Below are 18,767 nucleotides of genomic sequence, written 5' to 3' on the forward strand. Positions count from 1 at the left end.
AGGTAGATCTTGTCCACGACGTCCGCAACACGACTGGTCGACGGATATGACCTGGTCATGCTCGACCTCGACGGTGTGGTCTATGTGGGTCCGGATGCGGTGCCGGGCGCAGCGGTGGCAATCCGCCGGCTCAAGAGCTCCGACACGAGGCTGGCCTTCGTGACCAACAACGCCTCCCGAACACCCGACCGGGTGGCCGCCCACCTGACCGAGCTCGACATCCCCGCCGAATCCAGCGACGTGGTGACCTCGGGACAGGCGGCCGCACGACTTCTCACCACGCTGGTTGCTCCGGGTAGGCCGGTCTTCCTGCTCGGCAGTCCTGCTCTTGCCCAGGCGCTCGAGGAGGTCGGCCTGGTGCCCGTGCAGGATCGGGCCGCGGACCCGGTGGCCGTGGTGAGCGGTTATGCGCCGGACATCGCCTGGCGCCTGATCATGGAGGGCGCGGTCCTGGTCCGGGACGGATTGCCCTGGGTGGCCAGCAATACGGATCTGTCCGTGCCGACCGCCCACGGTCTGGCGCCCGGTCACGGCGTACTGGTGAAGATGATCAGCGAGTACGCCGACCGCGAGCCGCTCGTGGCGGGCAAGCCGCGTCCGCCGCTGCTGCAGGAGACGATGCGCAGGTTGGGCGGCACCACGCCGCTGATGGTCGGCGACCGCCTCGACACCGACATCGAGGGAGCCAGCGCCATCGGCGTCGACTCCCTGCTGGTGCTCACCGGCGTCACGGGACTCGCCGAGCTCGTCGCTGCTCCGCCCAGTCTCCGACCGACCTGGATCACACGCGACCTCGGCGGCCTCTTCGAGACTCCGCAGAAGCCCGTTGCCCTTCCCGGATCGGCCGATCACCGTCATCGCCTCGGCGAGTGGCAGGGATGGGTCACCGACGGTGCCCTCTTGGCCGAGGGTCCCGGCGAGCGTGACGACGCCTGGTGGCAGCTGGTGGCCGCGGTCGCCTGGTCATATCTTGACGCCACCGGTGCTCCGGTGGACACCAGCCGACTGGAGGATCCCGGGTCCGCGGGTCCGAGTGGAGCGCGCGATACGGTGGCGCCATGAACGAGGCCACCACTCCGCTGGAAACGGAGTCGACCCAGGAGCCGACCATGGTTCGCCCGGCATCCGTGCCCGAGACCGGGAACACCGTGGTCGACGGTGTCCTTGCCCGCCTCGAGGGCCTCGACCAGATGCCGATCGATGAGCACGTCGCAGTCTTCGAGCACGCCCACGAGCAGCTGCGCGGGGCCCTCGACGGGCCACGCCTGCCCCGTCCCTGACGACATGCCTCCACGTCGTCTGCGGCTGGACGCCGAGCTCGTCCGCCGAAACCTCGCCCGCTCACGAGAGCACGCCAGTGAGCTGATCGCCGCTCGCCGGGTCAAGGTCAACGGCGCCCTCGCCGCGAAGTCTGCCACTGGTGTCACCACCGACGTGGCCATCGTCGTGATCGAGGACCCCGATCGCCCCGACTACGTCTCCCGCGGCGGGCACAAGCTGGCAGGTGCCCTGGCCGCGTTCATGCCGCTCGGACTCACGGTCTCGGGCCGTCGGGTGCTGGACGCCGGCGCCTCGACCGGTGGCTTCACCGATGTCCTGCTCCGCAACGACGCCGCCCAGGTCGTCGCCGTCGACGTGGGCTACGGACAGCTCGCCTGGCGGCTGCGCCAGGACCCCCGCGTGGTCGTCCACGACCGGACCAACATCAGGGACCTCTCCCTCGAGGTCATCGGCGCGCCGGTGGATCTCGTCGTGGGTGACCTCTCCTTCATCTCGCTCGAGCTGGTCCTGGACGCCTTGCTGGGCGTGATGGCACCGGACGGTGATCTTGCGCTGATGGTGAAGCCACAGTTCGAGGTCGGCAAGGACCGAGTCGGCAAGGGGGGAGTGGTGCGTGACCTGGCACTGCGGGCCGAGGCGGTGGCCTCGGTGGCCGCGGCAGCCGCCCGCCGAGGTTGGGGCGCTCGCGCGGTGACCACCAGCCCCCTGCCCGGCCCGTCCGGCAACGTCGAGTTCTTCCTCTGGCTGGTCGCGGGCGAGCCGACCATCGGCGAGGCCGAGATCACTGCCGAGGTGGAACGTTCCGCAGGCCTGGGGGTGGCGGGTGAGAGGGTGGACCCGTGACCGATCCTCGACGAGTCCTGCTGCTCGCGCACACCGGCAGGGAAGACGCCCGTGAGGTGGCGCGCGCCTTCGCAAAGGCGCTGACCGCCCACGGGATCATCGTCAGGTTGATCGCCTCCGAGGCCGAGGAGCTGGGCCTGGACGCAACCGGCCCCGAGATCGAGATCGTCGCCGTCGACGACGAGACCGCCGCAGGCTGCGAGATCGCCGTGGTGCTCGGTGGCGATGGCACGATCCTGCGGGCCGCCGAGATCACCCACGGTCAACCGACCCCACTCCTGGGCGTCAACCTCGGCCACGTCGGGTTCCTGGCCGAAGCCGAATACGAACACGTCGGACCCACGATCCAGGCGATCATCGAGCGCGACTACACGACCGAGGAGCGCCTCACCGTCGACGTCGCGGTCTATCGCGACAAGGAGCTGGTCGCCACCACGTTCGCCCTCAACGAGGCGAGCGTGGAGAAGGCAGCTCGCGAGCGGATGCTCGAGGTCGTCGTCGAGATCGACGGTCGCCCGCTCTCGCGGTGGGGCTGCGACGGTGTCGTGTGTGCGACCCCCACCGGTTCCACCGCCTACAACTTCTCCGCAGGTGGCCCCGTCGTCTGGCCGGGCGTCGAAGCCCTGCTGATGGTGCCGATCTCTGCGCACGCACTCTTCGCACGCCCGATGGTGGTGGCTCCCGACTCCGTGATGGCCGTCGAGGTGCTGGCCCAGACCGAGGGCGCCGGCGTGCTGTGGTGCGACGGCCGTCGCACCTTCGACCTGCCGCCCGGCGCACGCATCGAGGTCCGCCGGGGAGTGTCGCCGGTGCACCTTGTCCGGCTGCACCGGGCACCGTTCACCGACCGCCTGGTCGCCAAGTTCGGCCTGCCCGTCGAAGGATGGCGCGGAGCCAGCGAACGACGACGACGTACGACGGCCCCGACCAGCTCGGTCGAGGTGGTCACCCCGGCCGGACCCCACGATCGAACCACGGTGGGGGAGGAGATCCAGTGATCGAGGAGATCCGGATCTCGTCCCTGGGCGTCATTGACTCCTCCACCCTCGAGCTCGGTCCCGGGCTGACCGTGATCACCGGCGAGACCGGCGCGGGCAAGACGATGGTGGTCACCGCGCTCGGGCTGCTGCTCGGCGGCCGGGCCGACACCGGCGCGGTCCGCAAGGGTGCCCGTGCTGCCCGCGTCGAAGGCGTCGTCGACTCCTCAGGGCTGTCCGCCTTCGTCCGAAGCGTCGAGGAGTGCGGTGGCGAGGCCGAGGACGATCGCGTCCTGCTCGCTCGCAACATCTCGGCAGAGGGACGATCACGGGCCTTCGTCGGTGGGGCCTCGGTCCCGGTCGCACAGCTCTCGGACGTCACCGACGGACTCGTCGCGGTCCATGGGCAGTCCGATCAGCACCGGCTCCTGCGACCCAGCGCCCAACGCAACGCACTCGACCTCTTCGGCGGCAAGAAGGTGGCCCAGCCGGCACAGGCCTGGACGCGGCTGCACCGCGAGCTCGGCGAGGTGGAGACAGAGCTCGCCGACGTCGTCGCCAGCGCGCGCGAACGTGCCCGGGAGGCGGACCTGCTCCGCTTCGGGCTCGAGGAGATCGCCGCGGTCGACCCGGCTTCCGGCGAGGACGTCGAGCTCGCCGCGGAGGAGTCACGCCTGGGCTTCGCCGACACCCTGCGCACCGCGGCCGAGCAGGCCAGGGAGGCACTCTCCTCCGACACCGGCTCGCCCGACGCCCTGGCCACCACCGGTGCAGCCAAGCGACTCCTGGAGAGCGTGCGTGAGCACGATCCGGCCGCCGCCGAGCTCGCTGACCGGTTGACCGAGGTCACCCATCTGCTCAATGACGTGGCGGCGGACGTGGCCTCCTATGCCGCCGGGCTGGACATCGACCCCAACCGGCTCGCCGCGGTCAGCGAGAGGCGGGCGACGCTGACCGCGCTCACCCGGAAGTATGGCGAGAGCATCGACGAGGTGCTGGCCTGGGCGGGCGAAGCCTCGCGCAAGCTCGTGGGTCTGGACGGCACCGACGACCGGATCGCCGAGCTCCGCAGCCGCCGGGGCGAGCTCCGCGCCGAGCTGGCAAAAGCCGGTCGGGCGCTGTCCGTGGCGCGCGCCGCCGCGGCAATGCGGCTGGGCAAGGTGGTCAGCGACGAGCTCACCCTCCTGGCGATGCCGCATGCGGTGGTCACCGTCGACGTACGCCGCCAGGTGGTCGAGGCACCCGCTGACAACCCCGAGCAGTCCGACCAGCCGGGCGCTCCGGTGCTCATCGACGAGCAGTGGGTGCGCTGCTCCCCGCACGGCATCGATGACGTCGAGATCCTGCTCGCCGCGAACACCGGCGCCGACCCACGTCCGCTGCACAAGGGTGCTTCCGGCGGTGAGCTCTCGCGAGTGATGCTCGCGATCGAGGTCGCCCTGGCCGAGACCAGCCCGGTGCCCACCTTCGTCTTCGACGAGGTCGATGCGGGAGTGGGGGGAAAGGCAGCGGTCGAGGTCGGACGCCGACTCGCCCAGCTGGCACGCAACTCCCAGGTCCTGGTGGTCACCCACCTGCCGCAGGTCGCGGCGTACGCCGACCACCACGTCGTGGTCGCCAAGTCCAGCGACGGCACGGTCACCACGTCCGGACTCACCCGACTGGGGGAGGACGACCGGGTCCGCGAGCTGTCGCGCATGCTCGCGGGCATGGAGGAGTCGGAGTCCGCTCTGGCGCACGCCGAGGAGCTGCTGGCCACGGCGCGAGCAGCGCGCGTCGCGACCTGACCCAGATCACGTCGCCAACCCGCCGCGCCCCGCGTGGGCTACCCGAACACGCCTGGTGGGCGTGCAACCATCGAGCGGTCATGAAGTTGCCCACGCGTCGTCCCCCCGAAATCGGCCTGCCCGGTCTGACAGGTGTCGCCCGTGTCGACCGGCACACCCGCACCCTGATCGGCCGCTTGCGGCCCGGGGACATCGCGATCGTCGAGCACCTCGACATGGATCGCGCCACGGCCCAGCAGCTCGTCGACGCCGAGGTGTCCGCGGTGCTCAACGCAGTGCCCTTCATCTCCGGGCGCTACCCGACCCAGGGCCCCAGCGTCCTGGTCGAGGCCGGCATCCCGCTGGTGGACAGCGTCGGCGTGGACGTCTTCGCCGCCGTCAAGGACGGCCGCGAGGTGCGCCTGCACGAGGGAGAGCTGTTCGTCGGTGACTCCCTCGCGGCGACCGGCGAGATCCTCGACGGCACGCGACTCAAGCAGGAGCTCGGCGCGGCCCGTGGCGGGATGACCACGCAGCTCGAGAACTTCACCCACAACAGCACCGAGTTCCTCCGGCGCGAGGAGCAGCTCCTCCTGCACGGCAGGGGCGCGCCCAGGGTCGGCACCAAGATGGCCGACCGCTCCGTGGCCGTGTGCGTCGCCGGGCCCGAGCTGACCGACGAGCTGCGCACGATCAAGCGCTACCTCAACGAGCAGCACCCGGTCCTGATCGCCGTCGACTCCGCCGCGGACGTGCTGCGCGAGCGGGGACTGCGCGCCGATGTCCTCGTGCTGAGCGGGCCCGACACCGCCCAAGCCGCCGAGACCCGCGTGTCGGCGAAGGCCCTGAAGTCTGCCAAGGACGTAGTGGTGCTCGTCGAGCGGGGTTCGGGGAAGACGCCGATGGAGTCCCTCGAGCGCCTCGGCATCCACCCGCAGCAGTTCGAGACCTCGGCCAGCGCCGAGGACGCAGCGCTGATGCTGGCGGCACTCGGGCACGCCTCCCTGGTGATCGGGGTCGGCGTACACGCCACCCTGGCCGACTTCCTGGACCGGCAGCGCGGCGGACTGGCCTCCACCTTCTTGGCCAGGCTCCAGCTCGGCCCCCGCCTGGTCGACGCCAAGGCGCTGCCCGAGCTCTACTCGGGACGAGTGCGCCCGTGGCACATGCTGCTGCTGGTGCTCGCCTGTCTCATCGCGTTGGCTGCGGCCATCGCGGTCACGCCGGTCGGCCAGGAATGGTTCGACGACCTGGGTGACCTGATCCCCGACCTCTACGACCGCGTCAAAGGATTCTTCTCGTGATCTCGTTCCGCTACCACGTCGTCACCATCGTCGCGGTCTTCCTCGCACTGGCCGTGGGCGTCGCCCTGGGGGGTGGCCCGCTCTCCGAGCTCGGACGCAGCTCCGACGAGGCCAACGCCCGGGTGAGCGAGGAGAACGACAAGCTCACCGACGACCTTAAGCAGGCAGAGCAGGTCTCCGGGTTCCAGGACAAGTTCCTCAACACCGCACTTCCGGCCAATCTGGGCAGCGTGCTCGAGGGCACCGCCGTGGCCATGGTGACCCTGCCCGGAGCGAGCTCGGGCACGGTCAAGGGCCTGACCGAGCAGATCGGCAGGGCACAGGGCACGTTGGTGGGGACCTATGCGGTGCAGCCCGGACTCGTCGCGTCCGACAACAAGTCACTGGCCGACACACTGGGTGCCCAGCTGGCCGAGAGCGTGGGTGACTCCGATGTCCCCGAGGGCGCCGGGACCTACGAGCGTCTCGGAGCGCTGATCAGCCAAGCCATCGCGACAACGTCGCCGGCAGGTGGCCCGGTCGACGAGGACGCCAAGAGCATCCTCAGCAGCCTCAAGGGCGCCGACATGTTCGAGCTCAGCTCCCAGGGCTCCAAGCGCGCCGGCGTGATCCTGGTGGTGCTGGGCAGTGAGCCCGCCACCGACGACGGCTCCGACAAGCTGCTCTCGGCACTGCTCGACGGACTGTCCGGCGGCGCCGAGACGGTCGTCGTTGCTGGCAGCACCGCGTCTGCGGACACGGGGATCCTCAAGACCCTGCGTGACGACCCCGACTTCGTGGATTCGGTCTCCTCCGTCGACTCCGTGCAGTCACGGGTCGGTCAGGTCAGCGCGGTCTATGCACTGGGTCGCACGGGCAGTGGCGAGACCGGCCACTTCGGGGCCAAGGGATCCGATGGGCCTCTCCCGCGTGGCTGATTGTCCGCAAACGGGAATCCGTTGGTAGACTGGAACCCCGTAGCAGACATGCCTTTTTCTTGTTCAGTCTGACAGCGGGAGTTCTCCTTGGCCTCATCGGCGCCGACCAAGCACGTCTTCGTCACCGGAGGTGTTGCGTCCTCCCTCGGCAAGGGGCTGACCGCCTCCAGCTTGGGCAGTCTGCTCAAGTCTCGTGGCCTTCGGGTCACCATGCAGAAGCTCGACCCCTATCTCAACGTCGACCCCGGCACGATGAACCCGTTCCAGCACGGTGAGGTCTTCGTCACCGAGGACGGCGCCGAGACGGATCTCGACATCGGGCACTACGAGCGCTTCCTCGACACCGAGCTGAATGCGATCGCGAACGTCACCACCGGGCAGGTCTACTCGTCGGTGATCGCCAAGGAGCGCCGTGGCGACTACCTCGGCGACACCGTCCAGGTGATCCCGCACATCACCAACGAGATCAAGGACCGGATCCGCGCCATGGGCGGAGACGACGTCGACGTCGTGATCACCGAGATCGGTGGCACCGTCGGCGACATCGAGTCGTTGCCGTTCCTCGAGGCGGCCCGGCAGGTCCGTCACGACATCGGTCGTGACAACTGCTTCTTCCTGCACGTCTCGCTGGTGCCCTACCTGGGTCCCTCGGGCGAGCTGAAGACCAAGCCGACCCAGCACTCGGTCGCGGCCCTGCGCTCGATCGGCATCCAGCCCGACGCGGTCGTGCTGCGCTCGGACCGCGTGGTCCCGCAGTCGATCAAGAACAAGATCTCGCTGATGTGCGACGTCGAGCCCGAGGCCGTCATCAACTGTGCCGACGCCCCGTCGATCTATGACATCCCCAAGGTGATCCACTCCGAAGGACTCGACGCCTATGTCGTGCGGCGGCTCAACCTGCCGTTCCGCGACGTCGAATGGATCGTGTGGGACGACCTGCTGCGCCGCGTCCACCACCCCGCCGAAGAGGTCACGATCGCGCTGGTCGGCAAGTACATCGACCTGCCCGACGCCTACCTCTCCGTGGGTGAGGCGTTGCGTGCCGGTGGATTCGCGCACGAGGCCAAGGTCAACATCCAGTGGATCGCCTCGGACGAGTGCGCGACCCCGCAGGGCGCCGCGAAGCAGCTGGCAGATGTCGACGCGATCTGCGTTCCCGGTGGGTTCGGCATCCGTGGACTCGAGGGCAAGCTCGGCGCGCTGACCTACGCTCGTACGCATGGCATCCCCACCCTGGGCCTGTGCCTGGGCCTGCAGTGCATGGTGATCGAATATGCCCGCAACGTCGCCGGCCTGGAGAAGGCTGCCTCCACCGAGTTCGACCCGGACGCGACCGAGCCGGTGATCGCCACCATGGAGGAGCAGAAGTTGTTCGTCGAAGGGGCTGGCGACCTCGGCGGCACCATGCGACTGGGCACCTACCCGGCGAACCTGCTCGAGGGCAGCGTGGTCCGCGCGGCGTACGACGATGCCGCGCGCATCGACGAGCGTCACCGCCACCGCTACGAGGTCAACAACGCCTACCGGGACCAGCTCGAGGGGGCCGGCCTGGTCTTCTCCGGTCTCTCGCCGGACAACACCTTGGTCGAGTTCGTGGAGCTGCCCCGCGAGGTGCACCCCTACTACGTCTCCACCCAGGCGCACCCGGAGCTGAAGTCGAGGCCGACCAAGGCGCACCCGCTCTTCAAGGGTCTGATCGGTGCCGCGATCGAGCGCCAGCGCGAGCTGCGTTTCCCGATCGACGAGTCCGAGCTGCGTCGGCGCAACGATGAGAAGGACGAGGCCGCGGAAGCCTGAGCCACGGGCATGTGCTGCGGGCGATAGCCTGCAGCCATGTCCCAGCTTGCAGACCGCAGCGAGTCCTGGCCCGTCGTGGCCTCCACCGACCTGCACCGTGATGGCTGGGTGGTCGCGTTCCGTAGCGACCAGGTGACCACCCCGCAGGACCCGGAGGGTCAGTCCTTCCGGCGCCTGGTGATGGAGCACCCCGGAGCGGCCATGGTGTTGGCGATTGACGAGGACGAGCGGGTCTTCTGCCTCAAGCAGTATCGCCACCCGGCACAGACCCGCTTCGTGGAGCTGCCGGCGGGGATCTGTGACCACCCGGGCGAGGACCCCCTCGACGTCGCGATCCGTGAGTTGCGTGAGGAAGCGGAGCTCGAGGCGACCGAGTGGCACCACCTGCTGTCGGTCTGGGCCTCACCGGGCGTCTCCGAGGAGCGGCACCACTTCTACCTGGCGCGGGGCCTGACCAGGACCGACCGGGGTGACTTCCTGCTCGAGCACGAGGAAGCAGACATGGAGACCCTGTGGGTCCCACTCGACGAGCTGCGCGAGGCCATTCTCGACGGCCGGGTCACCGACGGTCCGGTGGCGCTGGCGGTGCTGGCCCATGACGCCCGTTTCGGCACACGATGAAAGGGCACTGAACGCGTGCACCAGAGCCACGACGAGATCGCGGTGGCCATCCGCACCTATCTCGACCACCTGGCCGTGGAGCGCGGACTGGCGGCGAACACGCTGGTCTCCTACCGGCGCGACCTGCGTCGATATCACGAGCACCTCGACGCCGTCGGCCTGTCCCGACTCAACGAGGTGACCGAGGCCGCGGTCTCGGGCTTCCTGATGAAGCTTCGTGAGGGCGACGACCAGCACAAGCCACTGGGCGCGACGTCTGCCGCCCGCACGGTCGTCGCCGTGCGCGGCTTCCACAAGTTCGCCGTCATGGACGGGCTCAGCGACGTGGACCCGGCGGCCGCCGTGAAGCCGCCGACGCCCACCAAGCGTCTGCCCAAGGCGCTGCCGCTCAGTGACGTGGAGGCGATCCTCGACGCGGCAGGCTCCGCCGGAACCGCCCTGGCCAGTCGCGACAAGGCACTGCTTGAGATCCTCTATGGCACCGGCGCCCGGATCTCCGAGGCGGTCGGCCTCGACGTCGACGACCTCGACCTGGTCGACTCGGTCGTGCGGCTGCGCGGCAAGGGCAGCAAGGAACGCGTCGTACCCGTCGGCTCGTTCGCCCGCGACGCAGTCACGACGTACGTCGAGGGCGGTCGCCGTGACCTGGTCAACGACGGCCGCGGGGGAGCAGCGCTCTTCCTGAACTCGCGCGGCGGCCGGCTCTCGCGCCAGAGTGCCTGGGCCGTCCTGGTCCGCACCGCCGAGCGGGCCGGGGTGACCCGTGACGTCTCCCCGCACACCCTGCGGCACTCGTTCGCCACCCACCTGCTCGATGGCGGCGCCGACGTACGTGTGGTCCAGGAGCTCCTGGGGCACGCCTCGGTGACGACCACGCAGGTCTACACGCTGGTCACGGTCGACAATCTGCGCGAGGTCTTCGCCACGGCCCACCCGAGGGCGCGAGCATGACCCACGACCTCGGGAAGTACGCCGGCCCGGCCGACGCCGACTCGCTCTATGACGCGTTCTCCGAATGGGCCGAGCAGAAGGGCCGCCCGCTCTATCCCCACCAGGACGAGGCGGTCATCGAGCTGCTCTCTGGCCACAACGTCATCCTCGCCACGCCCACCGGCTCCGGGAAGTCGATGGTCGCGCTCGGTGCCCACTTCGCCGCGCTGTGCCAGGACAAGGTGAGCTTCTACACCGCGCCGATCAAGGCGTTGGTCAGCGAGAAGTTCTTCGACCTGTGCCAGGTCTTCGGGGCCGAGAACGTCGGGATGCTGACCGGCGACGCGTCGGTGAACCCGGACGCCCCGATCATCGCCTGCACCGCGGAGGTCCTCGCCAACATCGCGCTGCGCGAGGGGGAGAGCGCCGATGTCGGCACGGTGATCATGGACGAGTTCCACTTCTATTCCGAGCCGGACCGGGGATGGGCCTGGCAGGTCCCGATCCTGGCGTTGCCGCAGGCACAGTTCCTGCTGATGTCCGCGACGCTGGGTGACGTCACTGCTTTCGTCGACGACCTGACCCGACGCACCGGCAACGACACCGTCCTGGTCGACGACGCGGAACGGCCGGTCCCGCTCACCTTCACCTGGGCGATGACTCCGCTGGGCGAGACGCTCGAGGAGCTGGTCACCACCCGCCAGGTGCCCGCCTACGTCGTCCACTTCACGCAGAAGGACGCGGTCGAGCACGCCAACACCCTGTTGTTGCCGTCCTCGAGCCTGTCCAAGCTGTTGGTGAGCCGCGAGGAGAAGGAAGCGATCGCGGAGCGGGTCGGGGCGTTCCGCTTCGGTGCCGGGTTCGGTCGCACGCTCTCGAAGCTGGTGCGCAACGGGATCGGCGTGCACCACGCCGGCATGTTGCCGAAATATCGTCGGCTGGTCGAGCAGCTGGCCCAGGACGGGTTGCTGAAGGTCATCTGCGGCACCGACACCCTCGGCGTCGGGATCAACGTGCCCATCCGCACGGTGCTGTTCACCGGCCTGTCGAAGTTCGACGGCACCCGGCAACGGATCCTGCGGGTCCGGGAGTTCCAGCAGATCGCGGGTCGTGCCGGCCGGGCGGGCTATGACACGGCGGGGTACGTCGTCGTACAAGCGCCCGAGCACACCATCGAGAACGAGCGGGCCAAGGCGAAGGCTGCCGCCAAGAACGACGCGATGAGCGCAGCCAAGTTGGCCAAGAAGAAGAGCAAGGCGCAGCTCCGCAAGCCGCCGCCGGGCACGGTGGTGTGGACCGAGGAGACGTTCGACCGACTGGTCGCCGGCACGCCGGAGCAGCTGGTGTCCCGGATGCGGGTCGACAACTCGATGCTGCTCAACGTGGTGGCCCGCGAGGAGGACGCCTTCGGCGTGATGCGCGACCTGCTGCGTGACAACCACGAGGACCCGCGCAACCGGGTCAAGTTGATCCGTCGGGCGCTGAGACTCGCCCGGTCGCTGCTGCACTCGGGCGTGCTGACCCGGCTCGACGAGCCCGACGAGCTCGGTCGCCGATTCGTCCTCACCGCCGACCTGTCCGACGACTTCGCGCTCAACCAACCACTGGCGCACTTCGCGCTGGCTGCCCTGGACGTCCTCGACCCGGAAGACCCCGAGCACACCCTCGAGATCGTCTCGGTGATCGAGGCGGTCCTCGAAGCTCCACGACAGATCCTGTTCGCCCAGCAGAACGCGGCCCGCGGTGAGGCCGTGGCCGAGATGAAGGCCGACGGCATCGAGTACGACGAGCGGATGGCGCTGCTCGAGGAGATCAGCTGGCCGCAGCCCCTGGCCGAGCTGCTCGGGGCGACGTACGAGATCTATCGCGAGACCCATCCCTGGTTGCCCGAGGACGGGCTGGGGCCGAAGTCGATCGTGCGGGAGATGTATTCCCAGGGGATGAGCTTCACCGACTTCGTCGGGCGCTATCAGCTGGGACGCTCGGAGGGCCTGGTCCTGCGCTATCTGACCGATGCCTACCGGACCCTGCGGCACACGGTCCCCGAGTCGCACCGGACCCCCGAGCTGGAGGACCTGGTCGAATGGCTGGGGGAGACCGTGCGGCAGACGGACTCGTCGTTGCTGGACGAGTGGGAGGCGCTGACGGACCCCGACCGGATCGCCGAGGTGATCCAGGGAGCCCCGGCGCCGTCACGACCGTTGAGTCGTCAGGAGCGCCCGTTCCGGGTGATGATCCGCAACGCGATGTTCAACCGCGTCCTGCTCGCAGCCCGCGACGACCTCGACGGCTTGATGCGGGCCGAGCGGGAGCTGGCTGATCTCTTCGATCCTCCGCGTGACGTCGGGATGACCCGGTCCGAGTGGGACCGGGCGCTCGAGGACTACTACCAGGAGCACGACTCGATCGGCACCGCCGGCGACGCCCGTGGCCCGGCGCTGCTCCAGATCAAGGAGACCGGTCGCACCTGGGAGGTCAGGCAGGTGATCGACGACCCCGAGGGTCACCACGACTGGATCATCGAGGCCGTGGTGGACCTGGATGCCTCGGACAGCCTGGGCCAGGCGATCGTCACCTCGGTGGGCATGCGGAGACTGTGAGAACGGGCTCGGTTCACAGGATTGTGCACAGGCGGGCTTCATCCTGTGCAACTGAGCGGGGACTGGTGCACAGGTCATGCACAGATTCCTCAATCAGGACAGGGATCCCGGACCTCGTCTTGTTCAGCAGGACCCCCGGCCCTAGAGTCGCGGGAACGACGCGGGACACTTGTCGTCGAGTCGACAAAATCTTCATGGAGCATCAAGGAGCGGCAGATGAGTGGTGGCGGAGATTTCCCCGGTCTGAGCGGCACTGGCGCTCCGGAGATGCCGCCCTTGGTCCGAACTCCCCCTTCCCCTGGAGACAACCACGTGACTGACCCCCTGCCCTTCCGTCCGCGCACCGAGGACGCCCCGCTGATCGAGCCGAAGGCCGAGGCCGTGCTCGGCCCCACCGGCCGGCCGATGCCGTTCCTGCCCGAGCCCGGGCCGGTGAGCGAGCACGGCAAGGCCCGGATCATCTCGATGTGCAACCAGAAGGGTGGCGTGGGCAAGACCACCACCACCATCAACCTCGGCGCCTCGCTGGCCGAGTACGGCCGCAAGGTCCTGCTCGTCGACTTCGACCCGCAGGGCTCCCTCTCGGTGGGGCTGGGACTCAACCCGCACGAGATGGACCTGAGCATCTACAACCTGCTCATGGAACGCGACGTCACCTTCGAGGACGTCGTGGTCCCCAGTGGGGTGCCCGGCATGGACCTGTTGCCCTCCAACATCGACCTGTCCGCAGCCGAGGTGCAGCTGGTCCACGAGGTGGCCCGTGAGCAGACGCTGCAGCGGGTGCTCGCGCCGGCCATCGACAAGTACGACGTGATCCTGATCGACTGCCAGCCCTCGCTCGGACTGCTCACCGTGAACGCCCTCACTGCCTCCGACGGCGTCATCGTCCCGCTCGAGTGCGAATACTTCGCGCTCCGTGGAGTCGCGCTGCTCAAGACCACCATCGACAAGGTGCAGGAGCGGCTCAACCCGAAGCTGGAGATCGACGGCGTGCTTGGCACGATGTTCGACGGCCGCACCCTGCACAGCCGCGAGGTGATGGAACGACTCGTGCACGCCTGGGGCGACAAGGTCTTCCACACCGTGATCCGCCGGACGATCAAGTTCTCCGACTCCACGGTGGCCGGCGAGCCGATCACCAGCTATGCCTCGTCCTCGGCCGGAGCAGAGTCCTACCGCCAGCTGGCGAGGGAGGTGCTGGCGCGTGTCTCGACGAGTGAGTCTGCCCGCGGCTGACGACCTCTTCCGACCCACCTCCACCAAGACCGGGAACAGCGACCCAGCACCCAAGCTCGCGGCCGCCCCGGAGCCCGTGGAGGACGAGGCGGAGGAGCCGACCCCCCGACGGAAGTCGAGTGGCCGGATCCGGCACGACGAGAAGATGACCGTCTATGTCACCAGTGACGAGCTGCTCGAGATCGAGCATGCCCGGCTCACGCTGCGTCGCTCGACGGGCAAGGCGGTCGACCGCGGTCGCCTGGTGCGCGCGGCCATCGCGATGGCCCTTGCCGAGTTCGAGGAGCGCGGCGAGGAGTCCGACCTGGCGGCGCGGCTGAGGGACTCGTGAGCGAGGCCCCTGTCCTGTCGGAGGCGTCCGACCAGGGCCAGGCCGGCCCGGCGGCGTTCGCCGTACGCCTCACGAACTTCGAGGGGCCCTTCGACCTGCTCCTCAGCTTGATCGCCAAGCACAAGCTCGACGTGACCGAGGTTGCCCTCTCGGTGGTCACCGACGAGTTCATCGCGCACGTCAAGGCCGGTGGGGCCGTCTGGGACCTCGAGCAGACCACGTCGTTCCTGCTGGTGGCCTCCACCCTGCTCGACCTGAAGGCCGCTCGTCTGCTCCCTCAGGGAGACGTCGAGGACGAGGAGGACCTCGCGCTGCTGGAGGCCAGGGACCTGCTCTTCGCGCGGCTCATGCAGTACAAGGCGTTCAAGCAGGTGGCCGGAGTCCTCGAGTCGCGGTTGGCTGTCGAAGGGCGACGGTTCCCGCGTGCTGTCGGGCTCGAGGAGCGCTTCGCCACCCTGCTTCCCGAGGTGTTGATCGGCATCGGACTCGACCAGTTCGCCCGGCTCGCCGCGCGGGCGATGGAGCCGAAGCCGATCCAGGAGGTCTCGCTGCAGCACATCCACGCTGCCAAGGTCTCGGTGCGCGAGCAGGCCTCGATCGTCGTCGAACGCCTCCGCAGGCAGGGAACGATGACCTTCCGCGCGCTGTGCGGGGACTCACCCGACACCTTGACGACGGTGGCCCGGTTCCTGTCCCTGCTCGAGCTCTTCCGCGAGGGCGCGGTGGGCTTCGACCAGGTCACGCCACTCGGCGAGCTGACGGTGCGCTGGACCGGTGACGAGCAGGGCGACATCGAGATCCAGGATGAGTTCGACGGCACCCCGCCCGAGTCTGGCCCTGTTGATTCCGCCCCCGCAGCTGAGATGCCCGGTGCCGAGACGCCCGGTGCCGAGGCTGTGGACGCAGCGACAGCGGGGACTGAGACTACGGGAACCGGGGCAGACCCGCACGACGAGACGACCGACGAGGAGCGCGATGACTGAGCAGCAGGTGGCAGGGACCGCGGATCACGAGGGCCCTGAGGCCCCGGAGAGTCCCGAGACCCCTGAGGTGCCGCGTGCCGAGCTCCGTGGGTCGCTGGAAGCGATCCTGATGGTCGCCGACCAGCCGCTCGACCAGATGACGCTCGCCACCGCAGTGGGCCATCCGGTGGAGACTGTCGTGGCGGCCCTGCACTCGCTCGCGGCCGACTACACCAGCGAGGCCCGGGGATTCGAGCTCCGCAACGTTGCCGGTGGCTGGCGCTACTACACCCGCGAGGAGTACGCCGCGGTGGTCGAGGCGTTCGTCCTCGACGGTCAGCAGGCCCGGCTCACCCAGGCTGCTCTCGAGACGCTCGCCGTCGTCGCCTACAAGCAGCCCGTCTCGCGGGCCAGGGTCTCGGCGATCCGTGGTGTCAACGTGGACGGTGTCATGCGCACCCTGCTCGCCCGGGGACTCGTCGAGGAGGCGGGCCAGGACGGCGAGACCGGTGCGAACCTCTATCGCACCACGAACTACTTCCTGGAGCGGATCGGTATCACTGCCCTCACCGACCTGCCCGAGCTCGCGCCGTTCCTGCCCGACATGGAGGACATGGAGGATGACCTGGCCGAGCTCGCCGGAGCCGGTCAGGCGCAACCGGCTGTTCCGGAGGAACCGAACCCCGAACAGAACGCCGAACCGAACACAGGGCCGGCCGACGAGCCCGCACACGATCCAATTCACGAGCCGGCCGATCAGTCAGCACAGGCCGCCGGCACCGACCCGGCGGCAGGGGAGCGCGAATGATCACCGACGACGACGGCCTGGTCCGTCTGCAGAAGCACCTCGCCCAGTCGGGAGTGGCCTCGCGCCGCAAGTGCGAGGAGATCATGCTCGACGGGTTGGTCGAGGTGGACGGTGAGATCGTCACCCGCCTCGGCACCAAGATCGACCCCAGCACCGCCGTGATCAGGGTGAGCGGGAAGCGACTGCCCCCGATCAGCCCCCACGTCTATCTCGTGCTCAACAAGCCCCGTGGCGTGGTCTCGACGATGTCGGATCCCGAGGGCCGCAAGACCCTCCAGGACTTCGTGGACGACCGCCCCGAGAGGCTCTTCCACGTGGGGCGTCTCGACACCGACACGTCCGGGCTGATCCTGCTCACCAACGACGGTGAGTTCGCCCAGCGCGTGGCCCACCCGTCGTACGAGCTGACCAAGACCTATGTCGCCGAGGTCGACGGCGAGGTCAGTCGTGAGACCCTGCAGCGCCTCCAGGTCGGCGTCACCCTCGAGGACGGTCCTGTCGAGGTGACCGAGTGCCGACTGGTCTCTGCGGGCCAGGGCGGCGCGAAGGGCAGGAGCATCGTCGAGCTCGTCATCCACGAGGGTCGCAACCGGATCGTGCGCCGGTTGCTCGCCGAGGTCGGGCACCCGGTTCGTCAGCTCACCCGGACTGCGATCGGCCCGATCATCCTCCAGGGCCTCAAGCCCGGCTCGCTGCGTGCACTCACCCCCGACGAGCTCGGCACCCTGCTCGACTCCGCGAAACTCTGATCACAGTGCCGAGGTCGCCGCTTCGCAGAGCAGGCACCGATCTGTTGCGGGCCAACAGCTGCGTTGAGACCCCGCGGGGCGCAGGCTGGGCGGCGTACTAGCCTGTGCGGGCAAGGTTCCGCTGTGGAGAGGACGTCATCGTGGCCGTACGAGCCGTGCGTGGAGCAACGCAGCTCGAGGAGGACACCCGCGAGCACATGCTCGAGCGCGTCGCGGAGATGGTCACCGACGTGATGACCTCGAACAGCCTTGAGGTGGACGACTTCATCTCGATCATCTTCACTGCGACCGATGACCTGAACTCGGAGTTCCCTGCCTACGCCGCCCGACGCCTCGGCTTCGACGACGTTCCGCTGATCTGCGCCCGCGAGCTGGAGATCGGTGGTTCCATGCCGCGCGTGGTCAGGATGATGGCGCACGTGGAGACGCCGCTCGGTCGAAAAGACATCACCCACGTCTACCTGCACGGAGCCGCCAACCTGCGTCGCGACCTGACCAAGGTCCGCGAGGTCCCGGACGCCGATGCCTGAGCTGTCCGGACCGATCCTCGTGGTCGGAACGGGACTGCTGGGCACGTCCGTGGGGCTGGCCGCCCGCCGGGCTGGGATCGAGGTCTACCTCAGCGACGTCAACCGCGAGCACATCCGCACGGCGAGCGGCCTGGGTGCTGGCGTCGAGCACCACGGTGAGCCGGTCCAGCTGGTCGTGGTCGCTGTCCCGCCCGATCACCTGGGTGAGGCGATCATCGAGGCGCTCCGGTCGACCGAGGGAGTCGTGACCGACGTCGGATCGATCAAGTCTCAGCCCCTCGGTGAGGTGAGGGCGGCTGCGCCGGAGCTGGTGAGCCGCTACGTCGGTAGCCACCCGATGGCCGGCAGCGAACGCTCCGGCCCGCTGGCCGCGTCGGCGTCGCTGTTCGAGGGGCGGCCGTGGGCGGTCACCGCGCGCCCGGACACCTCGCCCGAGGACCGCTCCCTGGTGATGGCGTTGGTGGAGATGTGCGGAGCGGTGGCGATCGAGCTCGGTCCCGAGGAGCACGACGAGGCCGTGGCCCGTACGTCGCACCTGCCGCACCTGATGGCCTCCCTGGTCGCCGGTCGCCTGGCCGGTGCACCCGGTGATCACCTCGCCCTGTCCGGTCAGGGCGTCCGTGACGTCACCCGGATCGCGGCAGGTGACCCGGCCCTGTGGCAGCAGATCATCTCGGCCAATCGTGCCGCGGTGCTGTCCCTGCTCGACGAGGTCGCCGGGCGACTCTCCGACCTCCGCGGTGCCGTCGCGGACCCGTCACGCACTGCCCTGGGTGAGCTCCTGGCCGAGGGAGTCGCCGGCACCCGCGCGATTCCCGGCAAGCACGGTGGCCCGACCCGGCCGACGCAGTCGATCTTCGTCGCCGTCCCGGACCACCCGGGCGAGCTGGCCCGGCTGTTCGCAGATGCCGGGGAGATCGGTGTCAACATCGAGGACGTCCACATCGACCACGACCCCGGTCGCCCAGTGGGCCAGGTGGAGCTGGTCGTCGAGCAGGCGCGAGCCGGTCATCTGGCGGACTCGCTGAGCGATCGGGACTGGGCCGTCCGCGAATAGCAATGGCGCCGCCGCAGGCTCTGGGCGGTAGGCTTCGTTCGGCAAAACAGTCGTCAGC

18 protein-coding genes are annotated in these 18,767 nt (G+C 69.1%); all 18 read left to right on the plus strand.

Annotation, left to right across the window (positions count from 1 at the left end; genetic code table 11):
* Positions 1–9 precede the first annotated feature (9 nt).
* The 18 genes from BJ980_RS02005 (at position 10) to BJ980_RS02090 (ending at position 18,709) form a co-directional block, all read left to right on the plus strand.
* Positions 10–1,062 carry an HAD-IIA family hydrolase gene (locus BJ980_RS02005; protein WP_246279908.1) on the plus strand — a complete coding sequence of 351 codons (1,053 nt, stop codon included), beginning with the start codon at positions 10–12 and terminating at the stop codon, positions 1,060–1,062.
* The gene (locus BJ980_RS02010) at positions 1,059–1,280 is read left to right on the plus strand and encodes a hypothetical protein (RefSeq protein WP_179500395.1); all 222 of its coding nucleotides are present in this window, start codon (positions 1,059–1,061) and stop codon (positions 1,278–1,280) included. The genes BJ980_RS02005 and BJ980_RS02010 overlap by 4 nt, the downstream gene beginning before the upstream one ends.
* Before the next feature lie 4 nt (positions 1,281–1,284).
* Complete coding sequence (locus BJ980_RS02015) at positions 1,285–2,124, plus strand: TlyA family RNA methyltransferase (protein WP_179500750.1); 840 nt, start codon at positions 1,285–1,287, stop codon at positions 2,122–2,124.
* Positions 2,121–3,122 carry an NAD kinase gene (locus tag BJ980_RS02020; protein ID WP_179500751.1) on the plus strand — a complete coding sequence of 334 codons (1,002 nt, stop codon included), beginning with the start codon at positions 2,121–2,123 and terminating at the stop codon, positions 3,120–3,122. The genes BJ980_RS02015 and BJ980_RS02020 overlap by 4 nt, the downstream gene beginning before the upstream one ends.
* The gene (gene recN / locus BJ980_RS02025) at positions 3,119–4,888 is read left to right on the plus strand and encodes a DNA repair protein RecN (RefSeq protein WP_343047641.1); all 1,770 of its coding nucleotides are present in this window, start codon (positions 3,119–3,121) and stop codon (positions 4,886–4,888) included. The genes BJ980_RS02020 and recN overlap by 4 nt, the downstream gene beginning before the upstream one ends.
* An 80-nt stretch (positions 4,889–4,968) precedes the next feature.
* On the plus strand, positions 4,969–6,171 hold the full coding sequence (steA, locus tag BJ980_RS02030; protein ID WP_179500753.1) for a putative cytokinetic ring protein SteA: 1,203 nt from the start codon (positions 4,969–4,971) through the stop codon (positions 6,169–6,171).
* Complete coding sequence (locus BJ980_RS02035; RefSeq protein WP_179500754.1) at positions 6,168–7,088, plus strand: copper transporter; 921 nt, start codon at positions 6,168–6,170, stop codon at positions 7,086–7,088. Before steA ends, BJ980_RS02035 begins: the two co-directional genes overlap by 4 nt.
* Positions 7,089–7,175: 87 nt before the next feature.
* Positions 7,176–8,885: a CTP synthase gene (gene pyrG, locus BJ980_RS02040; RefSeq protein WP_179500755.1), complete on the plus strand. Its 1,710-nt coding sequence runs from the start codon at positions 7,176–7,178 to the stop codon at positions 8,883–8,885.
* 36 nt (positions 8,886–8,921) lie between these two features.
* A complete protein-coding gene (locus BJ980_RS02045; RefSeq protein WP_179500756.1) occupies positions 8,922–9,506 on the plus strand; it encodes an NUDIX domain-containing protein in 585 nt (194 codons plus the stop codon).
* A gap of 15 nt (positions 9,507–9,521) precedes the next feature.
* Entirely contained in the window at positions 9,522–10,457 is a 936-nt protein-coding gene (gene xerD, locus BJ980_RS02050) for a site-specific tyrosine recombinase XerD (protein ID WP_343047642.1), read from the plus strand.
* Complete coding sequence (locus BJ980_RS02055; protein WP_179500757.1) at positions 10,454–13,036, plus strand: DEAD/DEAH box helicase; 2,583 nt, start codon at positions 10,454–10,456, stop codon at positions 13,034–13,036. Before xerD ends, BJ980_RS02055 begins: the two co-directional genes overlap by 4 nt.
* A 267-nt stretch (positions 13,037–13,303) precedes the next feature.
* Complete coding sequence (locus tag BJ980_RS02060; RefSeq protein WP_218855617.1) at positions 13,304–14,272, plus strand: ParA family protein; 969 nt, start codon at positions 13,304–13,306, stop codon at positions 14,270–14,272.
* Positions 14,241–14,603, plus strand: coding sequence for a hypothetical protein (locus BJ980_RS02065; RefSeq protein WP_179500759.1), 363 nt, complete (start codon positions 14,241–14,243; stop codon positions 14,601–14,603). Before BJ980_RS02060 ends, BJ980_RS02065 begins: the two co-directional genes overlap by 32 nt.
* Entirely contained in the window at positions 14,600–15,586 is a 987-nt protein-coding gene (locus BJ980_RS02070; RefSeq protein ID WP_179500760.1) for a segregation/condensation protein A, read from the plus strand. The genes BJ980_RS02065 and BJ980_RS02070 overlap by 4 nt, the downstream gene beginning before the upstream one ends.
* A complete protein-coding gene (gene scpB, locus BJ980_RS02075) occupies positions 15,579–16,373 on the plus strand; it encodes an SMC-Scp complex subunit ScpB (protein ID WP_179500761.1) in 795 nt (264 codons plus the stop codon). The genes BJ980_RS02070 and scpB overlap by 8 nt, the downstream gene beginning before the upstream one ends.
* Positions 16,370–17,122 carry a pseudouridine synthase gene (locus tag BJ980_RS02080; protein WP_179500762.1) on the plus strand — a complete coding sequence of 251 codons (753 nt, stop codon included), beginning with the start codon at positions 16,370–16,372 and terminating at the stop codon, positions 17,120–17,122. The genes scpB and BJ980_RS02080 overlap by 4 nt, the downstream gene beginning before the upstream one ends.
* Positions 17,123–17,262: 140 nt before the next feature.
* Positions 17,263–17,652 carry a chorismate mutase gene (gene aroH, locus BJ980_RS02085; RefSeq protein ID WP_179500763.1) on the plus strand — a complete coding sequence of 130 codons (390 nt, stop codon included), beginning with the start codon at positions 17,263–17,265 and terminating at the stop codon, positions 17,650–17,652.
* Positions 17,645–18,709: a prephenate dehydrogenase gene (locus BJ980_RS02090; protein ID WP_179500764.1), complete on the plus strand. Its 1,065-nt coding sequence runs from the start codon at positions 17,645–17,647 to the stop codon at positions 18,707–18,709. Before aroH ends, BJ980_RS02090 begins: the two co-directional genes overlap by 8 nt.
* Positions 18,710–18,767: the final 58 nt, after the last annotated feature.

Origin of the sequence: Nocardioides daedukensis (assembly GCF_013408415.1) — a bacterium.
In the GTDB taxonomy this organism is placed as follows: domain Bacteria; phylum Actinomycetota; class Actinomycetes; order Propionibacteriales; family Nocardioidaceae; genus Nocardioides; species Nocardioides daedukensis.

Coding starts and splice junctions, on each gene's coding strand:
- BJ980_RS02010 (WP_179500395.1), top strand. CDS start 1,059: ATGAACGAGGCCACCACTCCGCTGGAAACGGAGTCGACCCAGGAGCCG.
- BJ980_RS02015 (WP_179500750.1), top strand. CDS start 1,285: ATGCCTCCACGTCGTCTGCGGCTGGACGCCGAGCTCGTCCGCCGAAAC.
- steA (WP_179500753.1), top strand. CDS start 4,969: ATGAAGTTGCCCACGCGTCGTCCCCCCGAAATCGGCCTGCCCGGTCTG.
- BJ980_RS02045 (WP_179500756.1), top strand. CDS start 8,922: ATGTCCCAGCTTGCAGACCGCAGCGAGTCCTGGCCCGTCGTGGCCTCC.
- BJ980_RS02055 (WP_179500757.1), top strand. CDS start 10,454: ATGACCCACGACCTCGGGAAGTACGCCGGCCCGGCCGACGCCGACTCG.
- BJ980_RS02060 (WP_218855617.1), top strand. CDS start 13,304: ATGCCGCCCTTGGTCCGAACTCCCCCTTCCCCTGGAGACAACCACGTG.
- scpB (WP_179500761.1), top strand. CDS start 15,579: ATGACTGAGCAGCAGGTGGCAGGGACCGCGGATCACGAGGGCCCTGAG.
- BJ980_RS02080 (WP_179500762.1), top strand. CDS start 16,370: ATGATCACCGACGACGACGGCCTGGTCCGTCTGCAGAAGCACCTCGCC.
- BJ980_RS02090 (WP_179500764.1), top strand. CDS start 17,645: ATGCCTGAGCTGTCCGGACCGATCCTCGTGGTCGGAACGGGACTGCTG.